General features: G+C 42.3%; 14 protein-coding genes. 2 read left to right on the top strand and 12 right to left on the bottom strand.

Annotated features, from left to right (window positions below):
• The first annotated feature begins 297 nt into the window (after nt 1-297).
• Nucleotides 298-1,380, top strand: a complete 1,083-nt coding sequence (locus JMF81_RS11445) for a LacI family DNA-binding transcriptional regulator (protein WP_330597378.1) — start codon at nt 298-300, stop codon at nt 1,378-1,380.
• A gap of 24 nt (nt 1,381-1,404) precedes the next feature.
• Here JMF81_RS11445 and JMF81_RS11440 read toward each other — a convergent pair whose 3' ends face one another.
• The 12 genes from JMF81_RS11440 to JMF81_RS11385 all read right to left on the bottom strand — a co-directional run bounded on the left by JMF81_RS11440 (nt 1,405) and on the right by JMF81_RS11385 (nt 14,374).
• Nucleotides 1,405-2,553 carry a tropomyosin gene (locus tag JMF81_RS11440; RefSeq protein ID WP_201311580.1) on the bottom strand — a complete coding sequence of 383 codons (1,149 nt, stop codon included), beginning with the start codon at nt 2,551-2,553 and terminating at the stop codon, nt 1,405-1,407.
• A gap of 195 nt (nt 2,554-2,748) precedes the next feature.
• Nucleotides 2,749-3,660, bottom strand: a complete 912-nt coding sequence (locus tag JMF81_RS11435; RefSeq protein ID WP_201311579.1) for a diacylglycerol/lipid kinase family protein — start codon at nt 3,658-3,660, stop codon at nt 2,749-2,751.
• Nucleotides 3,661-3,681: 21 nt separating this feature from the next.
• A complete protein-coding gene (locus JMF81_RS11430; protein ID WP_201311578.1) occupies nt 3,682-5,088 on the bottom strand; it encodes a polysaccharide biosynthesis tyrosine autokinase in 1,407 nt (468 codons plus the stop codon).
• Nucleotides 5,085-6,635 carry a polysaccharide biosynthesis tyrosine autokinase gene (locus tag JMF81_RS11425; RefSeq protein WP_201311577.1) on the bottom strand — a complete coding sequence of 517 codons (1,551 nt, stop codon included), beginning with the start codon at nt 6,633-6,635 and terminating at the stop codon, nt 5,085-5,087. The genes JMF81_RS11430 and JMF81_RS11425 overlap by 4 nt, the downstream gene beginning before the upstream one ends.
• A gap of 13 nt (nt 6,636-6,648) precedes the next feature.
• Nucleotides 6,649-7,527, bottom strand: a complete 879-nt coding sequence (locus JMF81_RS11420) for a DUF5011 domain-containing protein (RefSeq protein ID WP_243282620.1) — start codon at nt 7,525-7,527, stop codon at nt 6,649-6,651.
• A gap of 12 nt (nt 7,528-7,539) precedes the next feature.
• Complete coding sequence (locus tag JMF81_RS11415) at nt 7,540-8,292, bottom strand: tyrosine-protein phosphatase (protein ID WP_201311576.1); 753 nt, start codon at nt 8,290-8,292, stop codon at nt 7,540-7,542.
• Between the two features lie 192 nt (nt 8,293-8,484).
• On the bottom strand, nt 8,485-8,733 hold the full coding sequence (locus JMF81_RS11410) for a hypothetical protein (protein ID WP_201311575.1): 249 nt from the start codon (nt 8,731-8,733) through the stop codon (nt 8,485-8,487).
• Between the two features lie 24 nt (nt 8,734-8,757).
• Entirely contained in the window at nt 8,758-9,957 is a 1,200-nt protein-coding gene (locus tag JMF81_RS11405) for an LCP family protein (protein WP_201311574.1), read from the bottom strand.
• Nucleotides 9,938-10,711 (bottom strand): class B sortase, encoded by a 774-nt coding sequence (srtB, locus tag JMF81_RS11400; RefSeq protein ID WP_201311573.1) that lies wholly within the window; start codon nt 10,709-10,711, stop codon nt 9,938-9,940. The genes JMF81_RS11405 and srtB overlap by 20 nt, the downstream gene beginning before the upstream one ends.
• A gap of 73 nt (nt 10,712-10,784) precedes the next feature.
• Entirely contained in the window at nt 10,785-12,587 is a 1,803-nt protein-coding gene (locus JMF81_RS11395; protein ID WP_243282619.1) for an ABC transporter ATP-binding protein, read from the bottom strand.
• Nucleotides 12,588-12,768: 181 nt separating this feature from the next.
• Nucleotides 12,769-13,863, bottom strand: coding sequence for a radical SAM protein (locus tag JMF81_RS11390; protein WP_201311572.1), 1,095 nt, complete (start codon nt 13,861-13,863; stop codon nt 12,769-12,771).
• A 76-nt stretch (nt 13,864-13,939) separates the two neighbouring features.
• Nucleotides 13,940-14,374, bottom strand: coding sequence for a hypothetical protein (locus JMF81_RS11385; RefSeq protein ID WP_201311571.1), 435 nt, complete (start codon nt 14,372-14,374; stop codon nt 13,940-13,942).
• A 354-nt stretch (nt 14,375-14,728) separates the two neighbouring features.
• Here JMF81_RS11385 and JMF81_RS11380 point away from each other — a divergent pair, with 354 nt between their 5' ends.
• On the top strand, nt 14,729-16,426 hold the full coding sequence (locus JMF81_RS11380) for an AAA family ATPase (RefSeq protein WP_243282618.1): 1,698 nt from the start codon (nt 14,729-14,731) through the stop codon (nt 16,424-16,426).
• The last annotated feature ends 81 nt before the right edge of the window (nt 16,427-16,507 follow it).

Genomic DNA, 16,507 nt, shown 5'->3' with positions numbered 1-16,507 from the left:
ATCATTAAAACATGGATCTCCGCCCTTGTCAAACGTCCGCCAGGAGCTGTTTTCCAACATTTTCAGGATTTTATTAATATTTTAAAAAATTATTAATAAGATGAATTTTTACATTTTTTCAGATCCAATTTTACACAAAATTTTCATTTGAAAAAACCCTGTATTTCTCTGTATTTTCCGCCATCCTTATGATATGATAAGAATAGTTTTATTAATATTATTTCGATAATATTAGTAATATTTTCATAAAATATTAACAACATTTAATTAATTAAAATAATTTTGATTAGGAGGATCATGATGGGTAAAAAAAAGAAAGTTACAACAAAAGATATCGCTGAATACGCAAACGTTTCCCAGTCTGCTGTTTCCATGATTCTGAATCAGAAACCCAATGTGTCTTTTTCAGAAGAAACCCGCCAAAGGGTTTTTATGGCTGCAGAAGAACTCGGCTACCATAAAAAAAAGACAGCCTCCACACCAGAGCATTCTTTATCCGAAGTTATTGTCATTATGTGTCCGTTCCTTTCCAATCACTATTACACAATCCTGATCCATTCGATCACAGAACGTGCCCACGACTATGGTTATCTGACATTTGTTGCCCCAACGCTGCGCAATCCCAGCACTGAACAGTATTATCTTGACATGCTGAGACGGGATGTGGAAGTAGCAGGCATTGTCTATCTTTATCCAACATCTTTTCTGTCAGAAGTAAATCAGATGTCAAAACTTCTGCCTATTGTCAACATCGGAGATAAAAATGATGAGATCATATTCGACTCCATTCATGTCAGCAGCACCAAGCCTGCCTACCTGGTAGCCGAGCATCTGATCTCTCTCGGACATAAAAAAATTACTTATATTTCTACTCCGATCAGCAGTGTAGAACGTTCCCGTTCCAAACGATATGAAGGATTGTGCCGGGCCTTTGAGGATCACGGTTTGGGAGAAAACTGCGTCACGCTGCGATCTCTTTCTTCCGGGGAATATAATCTGTTATCGCCAAACCTTCTGGAATATTCCTCCGGATTTAACCTGACAAAACAAATTCTCATGGAAGGAACCGACTCTACTGCTTTTGTCGGATATAATGACATGGTCGCCATTGGTATCTTAGATGCTTTATACGAAATGAAATACCGGGTTCCTGCTGATTTTTCTGTCTGCGGCTTTGACAATGTTCCTATGGCATCCATGAACCGCATCTCTCTTACAACTGTAGAACACTCCATCGAAGCCAAGGGCCGGGAAGCTGTTGATATCATTGCCCGTTTAAGAGATTCAAAGACAAAAAATCAGCCAAGGGGTTTTGTAACCAATCTGGAATTTGAACCTTTTATTATCAAGAGGAAAAGCACAGGAAGGGCCCGGAATTAATTCCGCCCTTCCTGTGCTTCCTCACTACGCTGTTGTCTTCTGACGTTTCATCTGCTGAAACTCATAATACAGATAATGCACTGCCATCGGAATATCCCGGTACTTCTGCATGGTCTCAATCAGATATGCTAATTTACTATTCACAAAAGAGTGACCTTCCGCAACCGCATGAATATCCTGTGCCAGTCTGGTCTCAATGATAAATTCGATATCCATAATTCTCTGCTCTGCTTTATCAATCTTTCCAGCCAGAATGATATGACTCCTCTCCAGCGCATCCATTCTTTTGATCAGTTCTTCTGTTTTCGTCTCAAGACTTCCTGTTTTCCGTTCCAGATCCCCCATTCGTGTCTCCAGTTTTTCCACCTTCTGCTTCAGGCTCTCCATCTGCCTCTCCAGATTCTCTGCCTTCTGCTCCAGACTCTCTATCCGTCTCTCCAGGTTCTCTGCCTTCTGCTCCAGGCTCTCTATCCGCTTCTCCAGATTCTCTGCCTTCTGTTCCAGACTCTCTATCCGCTTCTCCAAGTTTTCTACCTTCTGCTCCAGGCTTTCTATCCGTCTTTCCAGGTTTTCTACCTTCTGCTCCAGACTCTCTATCCGCTTCTCCAGATTCTCTACCCTCTGTTCCAGACTCTCTATCCGTCTCTCCAGGTTTTCTACCTTCTGCTCCAGGCTTTCTATCCGTCTCTCCAGGTTTTCTACCTTCTGCTCCAGGCTCTCTATCCGCTGCTCCAGTTGGCCTATCCTTTCTTCCAGATGATCCATTCTCTCTTCCAGTCTGTCCATCCGCTTTTCCAGATGATCCATTCTCTCTTCCAGCCTGTCCATCCGCTCTTCCAGATGATCCATTCTCTCTTCCAGCCTGTCCATCCGCTCTTCCAGATGATCCATTCTCTCTTCCAATCTGTCCATCCGTTTTTCCAGATGATCCATTCTCTCTTCCAGTCTGTCCATCCGTTCTTCCAGATGATCCATTCTCTCTTCCAGCCTGTCCATCCGCTCTTCCAGATGATCCATTCTCTCTTCCAATCTGTCCATCCGTTTTTCCAGATGATCCATTCTCTCTTCCAGTCTGTCCATCCGTTCTTCCAGCCTCTGTATGCCCTCTTGTATTGGTTTTAACTTTTCGTCCAGCAGATTTGATATCATTTGCAGTAATTCCTCTTCCTTCATCCGTACCTCCTTTCCTGATTCTTTTTCTGTCTTCCAGTACTTTCCTGTACTGTTTCTATATTATATCATCCGATAAATACTTTGTAAACATTTATCAATATAGTTTATACACTTATAATAACCAAAATATTCACATTTCTTCAAAATATTTCAGTTATTTCATTAAAAAAACGCCTCCTTTCGAGGCGTTTTCTCTTATAACATATGTACCTTTCCTTTTTCTACACATATTTTCACCTTACGAACTTTTCCAATTACTTCCCCGTCCATATGGAAATACTGAGGCGTCCTTGCATGAATCTTTATCTCTTTACAGCGATAGACATGCACACCTCTGTATTTTATGTGCTGACCCTTTAAAGCCTGCAGGAGCAGAACCGGAAGTTTCCGTTTGGGAACCCTTGACACAACACATACATCCATTTTTCCGTCCATTGGATCCGCCTTAGGGCAAAAAGGAACCCCTCCTCCTTCATAAGGAAGATTATGCACAGAACAAAACAGAATGTCCCGAAGAAAAACTTTACACCTGCCGTCCAATTCCAGCTCACCGCGGAATCTTTTAGAAGCAAATAACTCATAAGCTCCAAGGATAAGATAGGTCAGTTTCCCAAGTCTCATACGATTTAGAATCTTCTTTAATCCAGAATGATTCACTCTCCAGCAGACTCCGGCGTCATATCCTATTCCAGCGCTGACCATAAAACGTCCGCCGCCGCGTTCTGTCTGAACCTTTCCACAGTCCATCTGCCAGTTCTCTCCAGTCCTCAGAATATTCTCTATCTGTCTCTTCGGAGATCTCTTCCATCCCATTCCTCTCGCAAAATCATTTCCCGATCCGACCGGAATATAACCAACCGATACATTTTCCCAGTTTTTAATACCAGATACCATTTCATGCAAAGTACCGTCTCCTCCGATCAGTACCAGCTTCACCGGATCCGAACCGGATGTAACCTTTCCGGCAATCCGTCTCGCGTCTCCCTGTCCTTTGGTATAATATGCCCGGTACTCAATCTGCTGCTCTAAAAGAATCTTTTCTACTTTTTTCCATGTTTTTCTTCCCATGCCGGAACGCGCCGCAGGGTTAATCATAAAATTGTACAAATGCCGCTCCTTCTCTCTTAATTATGCAGTTTCTGCTTTCGCATGATAACTGTGGCCATATGTGCTGGATTCGCCAGCTTTCACGTCTGCATCGTTCAAAATACATCCCTTGATCTCTACTCCGGAACCAGACAGGATTTCCATTCCATCTAAAATCCGATCGATTTCCGTGTAATCCTGACGGACAACAAACACTGCTCCGTCTACATACTGTGCTACGATCGCCGCATCAGATAAAAGAGCACTCGGAGGTGTATCGATGATAACAAAATCTGCCTGTTCCTCCAGCTTCTTGACAAATTCTTTCATATTATCGCCGCTCAGAACTCCAGATGTATCCTGAATCGGAGAAGAACCTGCCAGTACCATAACACCGGAATCCTTATAAGGCTGAACCGCATCTTTAATATCCGCTTCACCCTTGATTACTTCCAGAGTTCCGGTTTCTTTTTCTTCCATGCCCAGCACCTTCGCAGTGGATGGGTTTCTTAAGTCGGCATCCACCAGGATCACACTATAGCCTTTCATAGCCAAAGCCAGGGCAATATTAGCAGAAACTGTAGATTTTCCTTCTCCAGGCATGGCACTGGTCACAAGGAATGACTTCATTCCAGTCTCTTTGCTTGCCCGTTCCAGTCTTCGCCGGACTGTTCTTGCAGCTTCCAGGAAATTCCTTGGAATTCTCGGATTATCCAGCACCACCAGTTCCTGAACCTTGGATCTTCTCTTATGGAACTTGGCATGAGGAATCGTTCCAAGACTTTTCACACTGAACAGCCGTTTGAAATCTTCCTCTTTCTTTACAGTATTCTTTCCAAGCGCAAACAAAAGATCCAGCAGAATGCATAAAACCACTCCGATAATACCGCCGATGATGATTTCATGACGGTAGCTGAACGGATTTGCCGGGGAAGCCGGGACTCCGCTCTCGTCCATCAGTGTCAGCTGTGAACTTCCGATTACAAATTCTGCTACTGTCGGATAATTTTTCACGACAGATTGCAGAATCTTATTTGCCATCTCAGGATCGTCTGCCGTTACTTTCAGCGTAAACAGATTGGTATTCTCCATAACATCTGCCTCAATCTTTCCCGGTACAGACTGTCTTCCCAGATCCTGCGCTATGATCTCCTGCAGGACTCCGCTTTCTAGAATGTATGGGAAAGTTTTCGCCATCTGATTAGCCGTGGCATTATCCATATAAGTATCTGACGCCTCAGCTGAAATGCTGGCACTGATCGTAAATGTTGATGTTGCCTCATAATACGGGGAATAAGTGATCCGTTTATATCCACAGTATATTACGACACAAAGGATAATCAGAATCAGAAAACGCCATTTCATATGAAATGCGCCTTTGATCAAATCATCGATCAAACCGGTGATATCGATCAGCCCCTCTTTCTTCTCATTATATCTCTCACTCATTTCTTATCCTCCTGCTGGTCTGACAGCTTCTTCTCTGATCTGGATTTCTTTCTGCTGCTGCGTTTGCCGTAACCATAGCCATAACCGTATTTCCCGCCATAGCCGTAGCCATAACTTCCATAACCATAGCCGTAACCGTAGCCATAACCATAACCGTATTTATAACCATATGTCTTGGCAGTCTCTGCAAATCCCTGGAATGCGTCATTATAAACACACCCAAGCATTGTTCCTTCACCAGACCGGAGTACATCAATGGCTTCATTGATATCTTTTACCAGAGCCTTATGCTGTTTTACAACTAATAAGGATGCATCTACGATATCTACCAGTTCTTCCGCATCTGCCGCCTGGTTCATCGGAGGTGTATCGATGATAACATAATCCAGATTATCCCGGAAAAATTCAATCACTTTTCGGAAGATCGGAGAAGCGATCATCTCAGTAGAACTTGGATATACCATCGTATCCGCAATCAGCAGAAGCTCTGAATTTTTCACATTCATTACAAGATTTTCCACATTCTCATTTCCATTCAGAACCTCGCCAAACTGTTTGATCTGCTCTTTGTCAATTCCGAAAATTTTATACTGAGACGGATTTCTAAGATCCGCATCAATCAAAAGCACTTTTGCAGATTCCTCTGCCAGTGCCAGAGCAAGGTTCGCTGCGATTGTAGATTTTCCTTCTTCTTCTGTCACACTGGTGACCATCAGCGTCTTGGCATGATGTTCTTTCATCTGGCTGCTGACCTTTCTCGCCAGCTTTTTCATATCCTCCACATATCGGAAACTGGTTCCCGGATTTGTTAACAGAACCTCAGATTTTTTACGATGAAGCCTCGCTTTCCATGTTTTATACCTTTTTTCATGATAAATTGTTTCCAGAAGCTTTGCATCCAGCTTTTTCGCTACTTCCTTCGGCTTGCGCACCGTATCCTTCATAAAGGAAATCACAGCGATCAGCGCGCACAATCCGGCGGCTGTCACCAGAAACGTCTTTTTCATCAGAGACGCCGGCTTGAACTCATTGACCGGCTCACTTGGTATCGTTGGATTCTGCAGAACATCCAGCACGATATTTCCCATCAGCTGATCCGTTACCACAGAATAATTGTTCATGATTGCCTTATTCAGACGGAATGCCATTTCCGGAGAATCAGCCTGCACACTCAGTACCAGCAGGTTGGTCTCTTTGACAACCTCAGCCGTTGCGGTACCCGGAAAGGAATCCATATTCAGCTCGTTGGCAACTTTTTTCTGAAGAATGCTGCTGTTTAAGATCTCAGAAAATCTTGACGCCATCTCTGTGGTCGTACTTAAGTTGCTGTAAACATTATTATTGCTGCCTTTTCCACTGACAATAAATGTACTGGAAGCCTCATACTGCTTATGATAACTACGTCCAACGTAAACATAAGCAAAAAGGCTCATAGACGCGGACAGCAGCAGAATTACCACCGCATATTTCCATATATCTTTTAATATGCTGTACAAGTCAATATTTATTTCATAATCATTCACTGATATATTCTTATTATCGCTCATTGCACAACTCCCCCTATTCTGTCACGATTACGATCAATTTTACTGTGCCTGTCCGGCTTTTGCCCTGTTTTACAGAGTAAGTGATTTCATAAGATCCGGCCTTATCATAATCTACTTCGGAGTCATCGACTTTTACCCGGCTTGTATCAATATCACCCGGCACATCAGAATCATAATCTCCGCCAAGACACACCTTGGAAATGTAATCCCTTGCGTTCAGTTCTTTTCCAACCTTGGTATACACCAGATAATCCGTCAAATGAATAAATGGAATTTCAGATACATTTTCCCGGTCATACACCTGAACTGTAGCCTGGAAAGACACCGTATCTCCGGCACTGTTAGATACCTGAAGCCGGATCGGATAGTTGCCCGGCGTATACAGATCAACCGTAGAATTCGCCAGAACCTTTACCTGATTGGAAAGATCTCCGTCAATCTTATCCTTAACTTTCAGATTTTCCAGAAGATTCATATCCTCAGTAGAACCCGTTGACTCAAAACACAGAGGTTTTTCCAGAGTAAATTTAGGAGAAGAATATCCTTTGTATTTTACGATCCGGTTTGCACGGCTGACATTATTGTGGGAATCCACTGCCGCATATACCACCAGACGGCGTCCGCCGCCCAGAAAGCTGGAAACACTTTCCACCACCAGGGAAGAAGTAACATCTCCGTCCTTGTCATCCACTGCTTTCACACCTTTCAGAAAATCTTCATCTGTGGCGTCCAGATCTACATTCAGCTCATCCTTATCCATTGTGATCACAGGCCCGACCCGGTCTCCCTTTCTGATCTGCGTAAACCAGAAAATAAGACTTGCTGCCAGCGCAACACCAAATATGATCAAACAAATGATCCGCAATTTCTTCATATCTATATTTACATTCATGCCTTCATACTCCTAACTAACAATTTCTGATCTGTTGTTTTCTGCCGATGCCGATCCCATCAAAATCTTCCGGGGATTTTCATACAGCAGTTCCCTGGAATACCGGTAGGAAAACCGCTCTTCCATATATTCCTTGATATCTGCCATATACGGCGTCCGCTCATATGGTTTATGAGCATCACTGGCAATGCACGTTACCCATCGTTGTTCCAGCAAAGCATCCGCGCACTCCTTTGCACGCCCGCCAAATCTTCCAAAGACACTCCCCCGGTTGATCTGAGCAAGACATCCTTTCTTCATCCATCCATTCACCCTTTCGGGACTTTCCTGAACACAGGCATAACGCTCCGGATGAGCGATCACCGGCGTCAGCCCCATGGCAAGCACATTTCCCAGCATCTGATCCATCTCAAAGGCTTCAATACCAAATGCGAATTCCATCAGAAAAAAAGATGTGTGATTGATCGGAATCAGCCTCCCGTCCTCAATCAGCTCCGGAACATCTTCCGTAGTAAAAATCTCCATGCCGGACAAAACCGTCAGCGGCATGCCTTCCTGCTCCAGGGCTCTTCGAAAAGCCTGAAGACGCTCTTCATAAACCTCCGGACCATACTCCCTGAAATAACCGCCCGTATTGGCATGTGATGTGGCCACAACCGTATGGACGCCGCTTTTCAGCGCGACCTCTGCCATTGCAAGAGAATCATCCATATCCCTCGCCCCATCATCCAGTCCGGGCAAAATATGCGTATGTATGTCTATCATCTTACAAATACCCCTTGTTTATTGAAAATTTCAACGTTCTTATTATATAACAAATACTCTCTTACATCTATACCTATCATACAAACAATCGTATCCATTTTCAAAGAAAATCCTATATCAGCAAAAACATCAGAACATCCCTGTAAAGCAAAAAACCTCCAGCCTGCCGACTGGAGGAAATTTGTCTTTGGATTAATACTGTTCTTTTAAACGTCTTGCTGCGTATACAGACATAGCTGCTGCGGCTAATGCTCCATATACAAGAGCTGCAGGTGCTCCTTCATCACTTGTCTTTGGTGATGTTGTAGTACCAGAAGGCTGTTCTGTATAGTCCGTTCCTGTAGAATCTGTTTCTTTGGAAGGGCTGTCGTTTGCCATTACTGTTACAGCAAGCGCAAAGCTCATAACCATTGTCGCGAACAATACTAATACCTTTTTCATATAAATTCCCCCTTACTTGGTCTCTTAATCAACACGTGTATAGAACACGTCCAAAACTAACTCAAACAACTTTGTTTCATCCGGATAATACTCTGCATATCCGCTGTCGCCTTCCTTGATGTCACAGTCAAAACTGTGGATGTCATCAGAAGAAAAGCTGACTCCTAAGGCTTCTGTCGCCAAATATGTAAGCTTAGGTACTGAGACATTCGTTACAGCGTTATCGGAAATCAGATTCAGCAAATCAACCGGAAGCATAATATCACTGCGGATCTCATGCAGTCCTTTCTGAATAAATGCTGTGATATACTGCTGCTGTCTCCTCATACGCTCTAAGTTCGCATCCAAAGGCTCGTGTTCTCTGGTACGGACATAAGTCTCTGCCTGATCGCCGAGCAATGTGACGTTGGCTCCTTCTTTCAAATCCGGATCCACACTTGTCAAGTCTCCAATCACCTGGACATTCACACCGCCTACCGCGTCATTCAGGACACTGATCGCTGACAGATTGATAGAAACATAAGAATCAATCGGAATTCCATACAGAACTTTTGATACAGCGTCCACCGTATTGGTACAGCTTAACTTCTCACCGTCTCCATATGCATACGCCAGACACAGCTGAGTCTTCTTCGTTCCTGTATATTTTCCTTTTTCATTATATGTCTTAATATCTGCCATCGTATCACGCGGAATGCTGATCAGCGACATCTTGTTGGAAGAAGTATCCAGCGCTGCGACAAACATTGTATCAGCCTGTCCAGCTCCATGCTCCTTCAGATATTTTTCATCGCTGTTCACCTTCTCACGGTCAACTCCCATAAACAGAACACTCGTTATGTTCTCATTATACCGATATTTGTGTCCTTTGTAAATAACCAAATCCCCGTTATTTTGGACTTCCGCGCCATCAACCGCGTTTTTCATGTTCACATTCCCTGAAAAAAGGAAACTTTTTCCAAGAACTCTCAAAGCGACAAACGCTGCCACCGGCACGATAATGATCACTGCAAGAACGATCAGAATCCTCTTTACGATCTGCTTTGGCGTCTTTTTCTTCTTTTCTTTTTTCTTCTTTTCCTTTTTTTTCGGCTTCTCTTCCTTCGGTTCATATCCCTGGAACTCTTCTCCCGACTGCCGGTCCAGGTTTTCAATCTCTTTTTCCAGCTCCAGGTTCAGCTGATCTGCTTCCCTGTTATTCTGATTATTTTGCGTCTCTTTCATCTGTTAACACCGCCTGTACTAAATATCGATTATCTGGTTCCCCTCCAACACAGGTACTTAATGTCAGGATCCGGTCATCCGCCGTCACCTTCTGATCCTTCCGGATATGACTGATCATCTGCCGGGTTGAAAGCACATTTTTAAGGTAGTTTTCGAAAACTTCCTTATCCTTAAAATTAAATGATTTCAGCAGATGCCGGTTGTCATATTTGTACGCTGCGAAAATTGTATATGTATATATCTTATCCGGAGTATAAACATAGACATTTTTATGTTTGTCAAAGAAATCTCCATCCTCAAACTTATGAAGATTCTGGAACATGGATCCGTTCCTCATATTATGACCATACATAACCGTATTAGGGTCTGTAAAGTCTTTCTTGTTATACTTTTCCGTATAAATGCATCCTGCGAATTCCGGCTCATTCTTATAGTTATAGTTCAGATAATGAGCATCGTCTTCCGCATTCTGAGCCACCGGATAATCAATTTTGGTATCCGGGATGTAAATCCATGCATAGATCTCATCATTGATCTTCTGAAGCTCATTGAAATCTATGTCATCTCCATGCCGTATTCCCTCCGGCAGGTCCGGCTCTTCCCCATCTCTCTGTGTAAAATCACTGCTGCTGATTGCCTCCAGCTCTTTCTGGGTCCTGTAGTTTCTGTAAGTGATCCACCCGAACACTCCCAGGCATCCAATGCAGATTACAATTCCCAGACAGAGGACAATCTTCCATTTTTTCCTGTTCATAAATACTCCTCCGTAAAATCTGCCTGCAGTATTCTTTGTTATTATAGACCTTTTCCGACAAACGGTCAATCAATCAGAAGTCCATGGCCATCCTGCTGGATTCTTCCTCGGAAAGCTCTGTCACCTTCGTTTCCATTACCCTGTATACCCGCTGGCACATATTTAAAACACTCGGCCGATGCGTGGTCACGATACAGGTCTTATTCGGCCTCTGTTTTATAATGTTTTTCAGAACTTTTCTTTCTGTCGTAACATCCAGAGCCGATGTTGCCTCATCCAGAAGCAGAACCGGCGAATCTCTTAACACCGCCCTGGAAATGGCAATTCTCTGAGCCTGTCCCTCTGAAAATCCGCGTCCCCGCTCTCCGATATTGGAATTGATCGTATCCGGCATATCTTTTACGAAATCCCATGCACATCCGATCTTCAAAGCCTCTATAATCTCTTCATCCGTAGCATCTTCCTTCACCATACGCATATTTTCCGCTATGGTTCCAGACAAGATCGTATTCCCCTGCGGCACATAGGCAAACAGATGTCTGGTATCCGCATTCATCTCCACGACCTTTCCATTGGAAGCCTCTAAAAATGCTTTTCCGGATTCTGGCCGGATCAGTCCAAGAATCAGCCGGATCATCGTGGTCTTTCCTTCTCCGGAAGGGCCTACCAGAGCAACGATCTCACCCGGCATAGCTTTGAACGCAGAATCTGTAATTACCCGGTTCCCTTTCACATAGGAAAAGTTTACATCCTTCATTCTGACCTCAAATCCATCCTCTGCATAAGCATCCAGCTCTGAACTGTCCGGAATATGTACTTCCTTCGGCAGCTGCACCAGTTCCCGGATTCGATGGGCAGAAATAGAACTGTTCAGGAAGTTCGGAATAATAGAAACCACATTATTAAATGCAGAATTCAGGTTACTCCTCTGCTGCAGGAACAAAGTCATGGTTCCGTAAGAAATATCCCCTGTCCACAAACGGAACAGACAGTATCCAAATGCCGCATACTGAACGATCATTCCCATAATGGACATAAAAATTCCTGTTTTGATGGAAAACATATTGTACACCAGACTGATATCCTTGAATTTCGCCTGCCATTCCCTCATTTTCTGGCTGTACAGTCCGGAAATTCCAAACGATTTGATGGTATCAAAGTTATAAAACGTCTCTACCTCAAAGGTCATCATATCACTGCTCATTTCCCTTACTTTCTGTCCATACTCCCTCTGCTTGGAAATCAGGAACTTGGACATCAGCAGCATGACCGGCGCACTGGCAAATGCCAGCAGAGACATAATCTTGTCATAATGCCAGATCACCACAAAGGTTGCGATGAAATTATAAATTGCTATGATGATCGTTGGAAGCCAGCTGATGGCGTTGCTGCTGACCGTTGTTACATCTCCGTTAAAACGGTTCAGTACGTCACCATTGCTGTACTGATTGATCTTCATCCAGTCCGCATCGATGATTTTATCGAAAATATCTGCCTGGATATCATTATTAATGTAGATACTCAGTTTTGTGGTCACACGGTTGATCACATTGGAAAATACCAGACTGAATATGGCACTTCCAAGGGTAATCGCAATCATCGTTCCCAGCCGGCTGGTCTGATATCCTGTGATAATATCGATCATATACTTGCTGGCCACACTGCTGACCAGTCCCATGGAAGTACTGAAGATTCCGAGAATCGTATAAAATAGAATAGCGCCTTTATACCGTTTGCTGTAGGAAAAAATCCACTTCCAGTCATCCAGGATTTCGGTAAATGTTCCATCCCTCCATCTTCCGATCAGAACGTCCAGAGATTCAAAGGACACTTTATGATTCCCCTGATTTTGCCCGTCATTTTGATTGATCTCCATACTCTACCTCTTTCTATGAAACTTTCTGTTATACAGAACTTTTATAGTATACCATATTTCTTCCTGTCATTGATATCCAAATGACACCAAAAGACAAATGACGTCGCCAATCGCGTATTCTTTGCCTGTTTTTTTGCTGTTTCCAGACTTCATTTCAATTTTTTGCCGCATTCATTTAAAGTTATTCCAATTCTTTCTGCAGAAGTCTGGCATATTCTTCCGCATACCGACAAAGATATTCCGGAATTCCATCATAACTTCCTGTTTCCAGATATGCACTGGCCACACAGATTTTACACACCGGCCGATACGGGCAGGTGGTACATTTCTTATGATATCGAAAAACTTTAGAATCTTTCGATATTTTCTCCCATGCCGGTAAAAAGCCCGTCTCAAAAACCGGAACCGACGGCTCTTCCAATGTCACGCAAGGGCGCATTTCTCCCTGCCAGTTCACAGTAAATGAACAATTCCCTGCCAGGCAGGAAATCTGATCTGAATACACCATATCCTGATTTTTCAGAATCTCTGTCATCTGTTTTGCATATTGTCGAAAAATCTCCGGAACTATTTCCGCTTTCCTTGTCTGGATCTCTGCCAGGGCAGCATCTTCCGGATTCAGACGGGACTGCTGTTCAAACGGCAGATTCCGCTCTTTAATGCCAGGAAGCATATAAGTATCCATATGAACCGGCGCATCCAGTTCTTTTCCTATTTTATAAATAAAATCTACATCTTTCCAGTTTTCTTTGGTCACACTTCCGTTAATCTTTACTTCGATTTCCCGATCCCTTAAAAGCCTGATTGCCTTCCGGGTTTTTTCAAATCCCCCCGGATAATGACACAATGTCTCATAAGCAGTATCATCAGAACCATAAAGAGTGATATTGATCCTTCTCGGCAGATTCTCCGCAAAAAAATCCGCCCATTCTTCATCAATCAGCGTACCATTGGTGTTAATTGTCAGAATCATTCCCAGCTTTTTCAGTTCCAGATACAGCTTCTTAAATCCCGGAAAAAGAAGCGGCTCCCCGCCTGTCAGCAAAAGGAACAAAACCCCCGCATCAGCCATCTGCCTGGCAAGATCTATCCACTCTTCTACAGAGTGGAGTCCTCCTCTTTTTTCCACTTCTTTATGATCCAGACGAACATAGCACATATCACAATTCATGTTGCACAGAGGTAAAAGTTCCAGACTCCCATTGATCGGATACTGATTCCTGGCAGCCCGGGTCATCATCATCTTTTCCATTGTCATATCATTGTTATGCTCCATATCTCCCCTCACTTTCTACAGGCAAAAAAAGATGGAGAAACCTCCATCTTTTCAAATTTTTTGTTTCGTTGTAGCATTAAGAACGGTTTGGATGCGCAGAATCCGCTGTCTGTACATAACCCCAGTGATTCCATGTCCTGGAGCCATTACTGGTATGCCAATATATAACATCACCAGAACCTACTACTCCGTCACCATTATCAACCCATCGATCAAGTCCGCCGCTAAGATTTCCCTGATCATGACTGTCTTCATAAACAAACGAAAGATTTGATCCATCAGCGTTACCACGGAAATAATTATTGCTGGCATTACGACAGTCACCATCATGACTAAACGGTCTATCATAAGGACCTTCTTCGACAGTCCACCGATTACCGTATGGAGCGTTCGAATTATGATTATGATATGTTGTATTATTTTTACAACCTACGCTCCAGCACACCGCCACATACTCATTTGGCATAAATTCTTCTGCACATGCCGTTGGTGTTTTATATGCTTTTTTCATTCTTGCTCCCCTTTCTTCTAAATCTTCTCTTTTATATTACCGCAACTTTATATTTAACTTTTTCTCACTCTTTCCCATAGTGTTATTTTACTCTGATAAAGTGAAAATAGCAAGCGTCCATCTGAAAATATTGTGGATTATTTCCTCATTTTTAGTAGAAATATGACCAGAATTCCACAAAATAAGATCTTTCCTTCCTATAAAACAAAGACACCATATTCGCAATATATATGTTATGATTATAAAGTAATCGTATCCTCTTTGCTATAATGACACGATTACATTATAACAAATGTCTTAAATAATTTCTCCATCACCTAATAAGGAGAAAAGAATATAACGGAGGTATGCAAAATGAAGATGAAAAAGAAGCTTGCCATCGGAATAGAAAATTATAAAGAATTAATTGACAAATCATATTATTATGTGGATAAAACACTTCTGATTCAGTCATTACTGGATGACGGGAACAAAGTTACATTGTTTACCCGTCCGAGACGTTTTGGGAAAACTTTAACTCTCAGTATGCTGAAAACCTTTTTTGAGAACGAAATGGATTGGAATGGAAAACAGATTGAAAACGCGTATTATTTTAACAATATGAAAATTATCAGTACCGGAGAAGAGTACTTGCATCATATGGGGAAATATCCTGTTATATCTCTATCCCTAAAAGCCGCCAAACAGCCAACATTTCAACTTGCCCATGCGCAATTATGTGAACAGATTTCCAATGAATTTTCCAGACACCGTTATGTTCTCCAAAGCAGCCAGCTTCTTGAACATGAAAAAAACAAATACGAAAATTTAATGTCCGGAACTGCTGATGAGGCTTCCTATGTGACAGCATTAAAGTTTTTATCCGATTGTCTGAAAGCATATCACAAGGAAAATGTAATTGTTCTCTTAGATGAATACGATGTTCCGCTGGAAAATGCCTATTTCAGAGGATTCTATGACCAAATGACAGATTTTATCCGTTCTCTGTTTGAGTCTGTGCTGAAAAGCAATGATTCCCTGGAATTCGCCGTCATCACCGGGTGTCTCCGCATTAGCAAAGAGAGTATCTTTACAGAACTAAATAACCTGAAAATTATATCTGTTCTGAGCCAAAGTTATGCAGAATATTTTGGATTTACGCCAAATGAGGTGCAGGAAATGCTTGCCTTCTATCATCTGTCTGAGAAGCGGGAAGAAATCGGCCGCTGGTATGATGGATATTTGTTTGGAGAAACAGAAGTCTATAATCCGTGGAGTGTCATCAATTATATTTCAGATATGATAAAAGGTGATTCCCTCTTTCCTAAACCATACTGGTCCAACACATCTTCTAATAATATTGTTCGGACACTAATTGAAGTTTCTGATTCCAGCGTGAAACAGGAAATTGAAGGATTGATTGCGGGGCATACGATTGAAAAACCAGTGTATGAAGATATTACTTATGAAGATGTCCACAAATCTCAGGACAATCTTTGGAATTTTCTGTTTTTTACCGGATACCTGAAATCCACAGGGCAACGATTTAAAATCGATACAATTTATGTTACAATGAAAATTCCAAACAAGGAAATCCGTTATATTTATCGTACCACTATCCGTGAATGGTTCCAGGAAAAGATAAAAGCATCTGATTATCATATACTCTATCAGGATATTTTAACCGGAAATTGTACAGGGATCGAAAACTTTATTAATGACCAATTATCCGACAGTATCAGCTATTATGATAACGCTGAAAATTTCTATCACGGATATCTTCTTGGTGTTCTTGGCGGCATTCCTGCTTATGAGATTGATTCGAATAAAGAACATGGAAACAGACGCCCAGATCTTATTTTAAAGCCAAACCATCCAGAAAAACCTGCTGTCATTATAGAATTAAAACGTGTACAGTTTTTTAAGGATATGAAATCTGCCTGCACAGATGCCCTGAAACAAATAGAAGAAAAGCATTATGCAAAAGATTTGGAAAAAGAAGGCTATACCAATATTCTGAAATACGGAATCTGTTTTTGTAAAAAAAGCTGTATGGTAATTCTTTCAGAATAAAGATAATAATTCGGGAGTCATTTCAAACAAATGACTCCTGACACAAATCACATGGATAGATCGATTTATCGTTTTCAATGG

The organism is Anaerostipes butyraticus (assembly GCF_016586355.1).
Classification (GTDB): Bacteria; Bacillota; Clostridia; order Lachnospirales; family Lachnospiraceae; genus Anaerostipes; species Anaerostipes butyraticus.
Note: the sequence above shows the minus strand (reverse complement) of the source record. Positions and strands in the feature narration are given on the sequence as shown.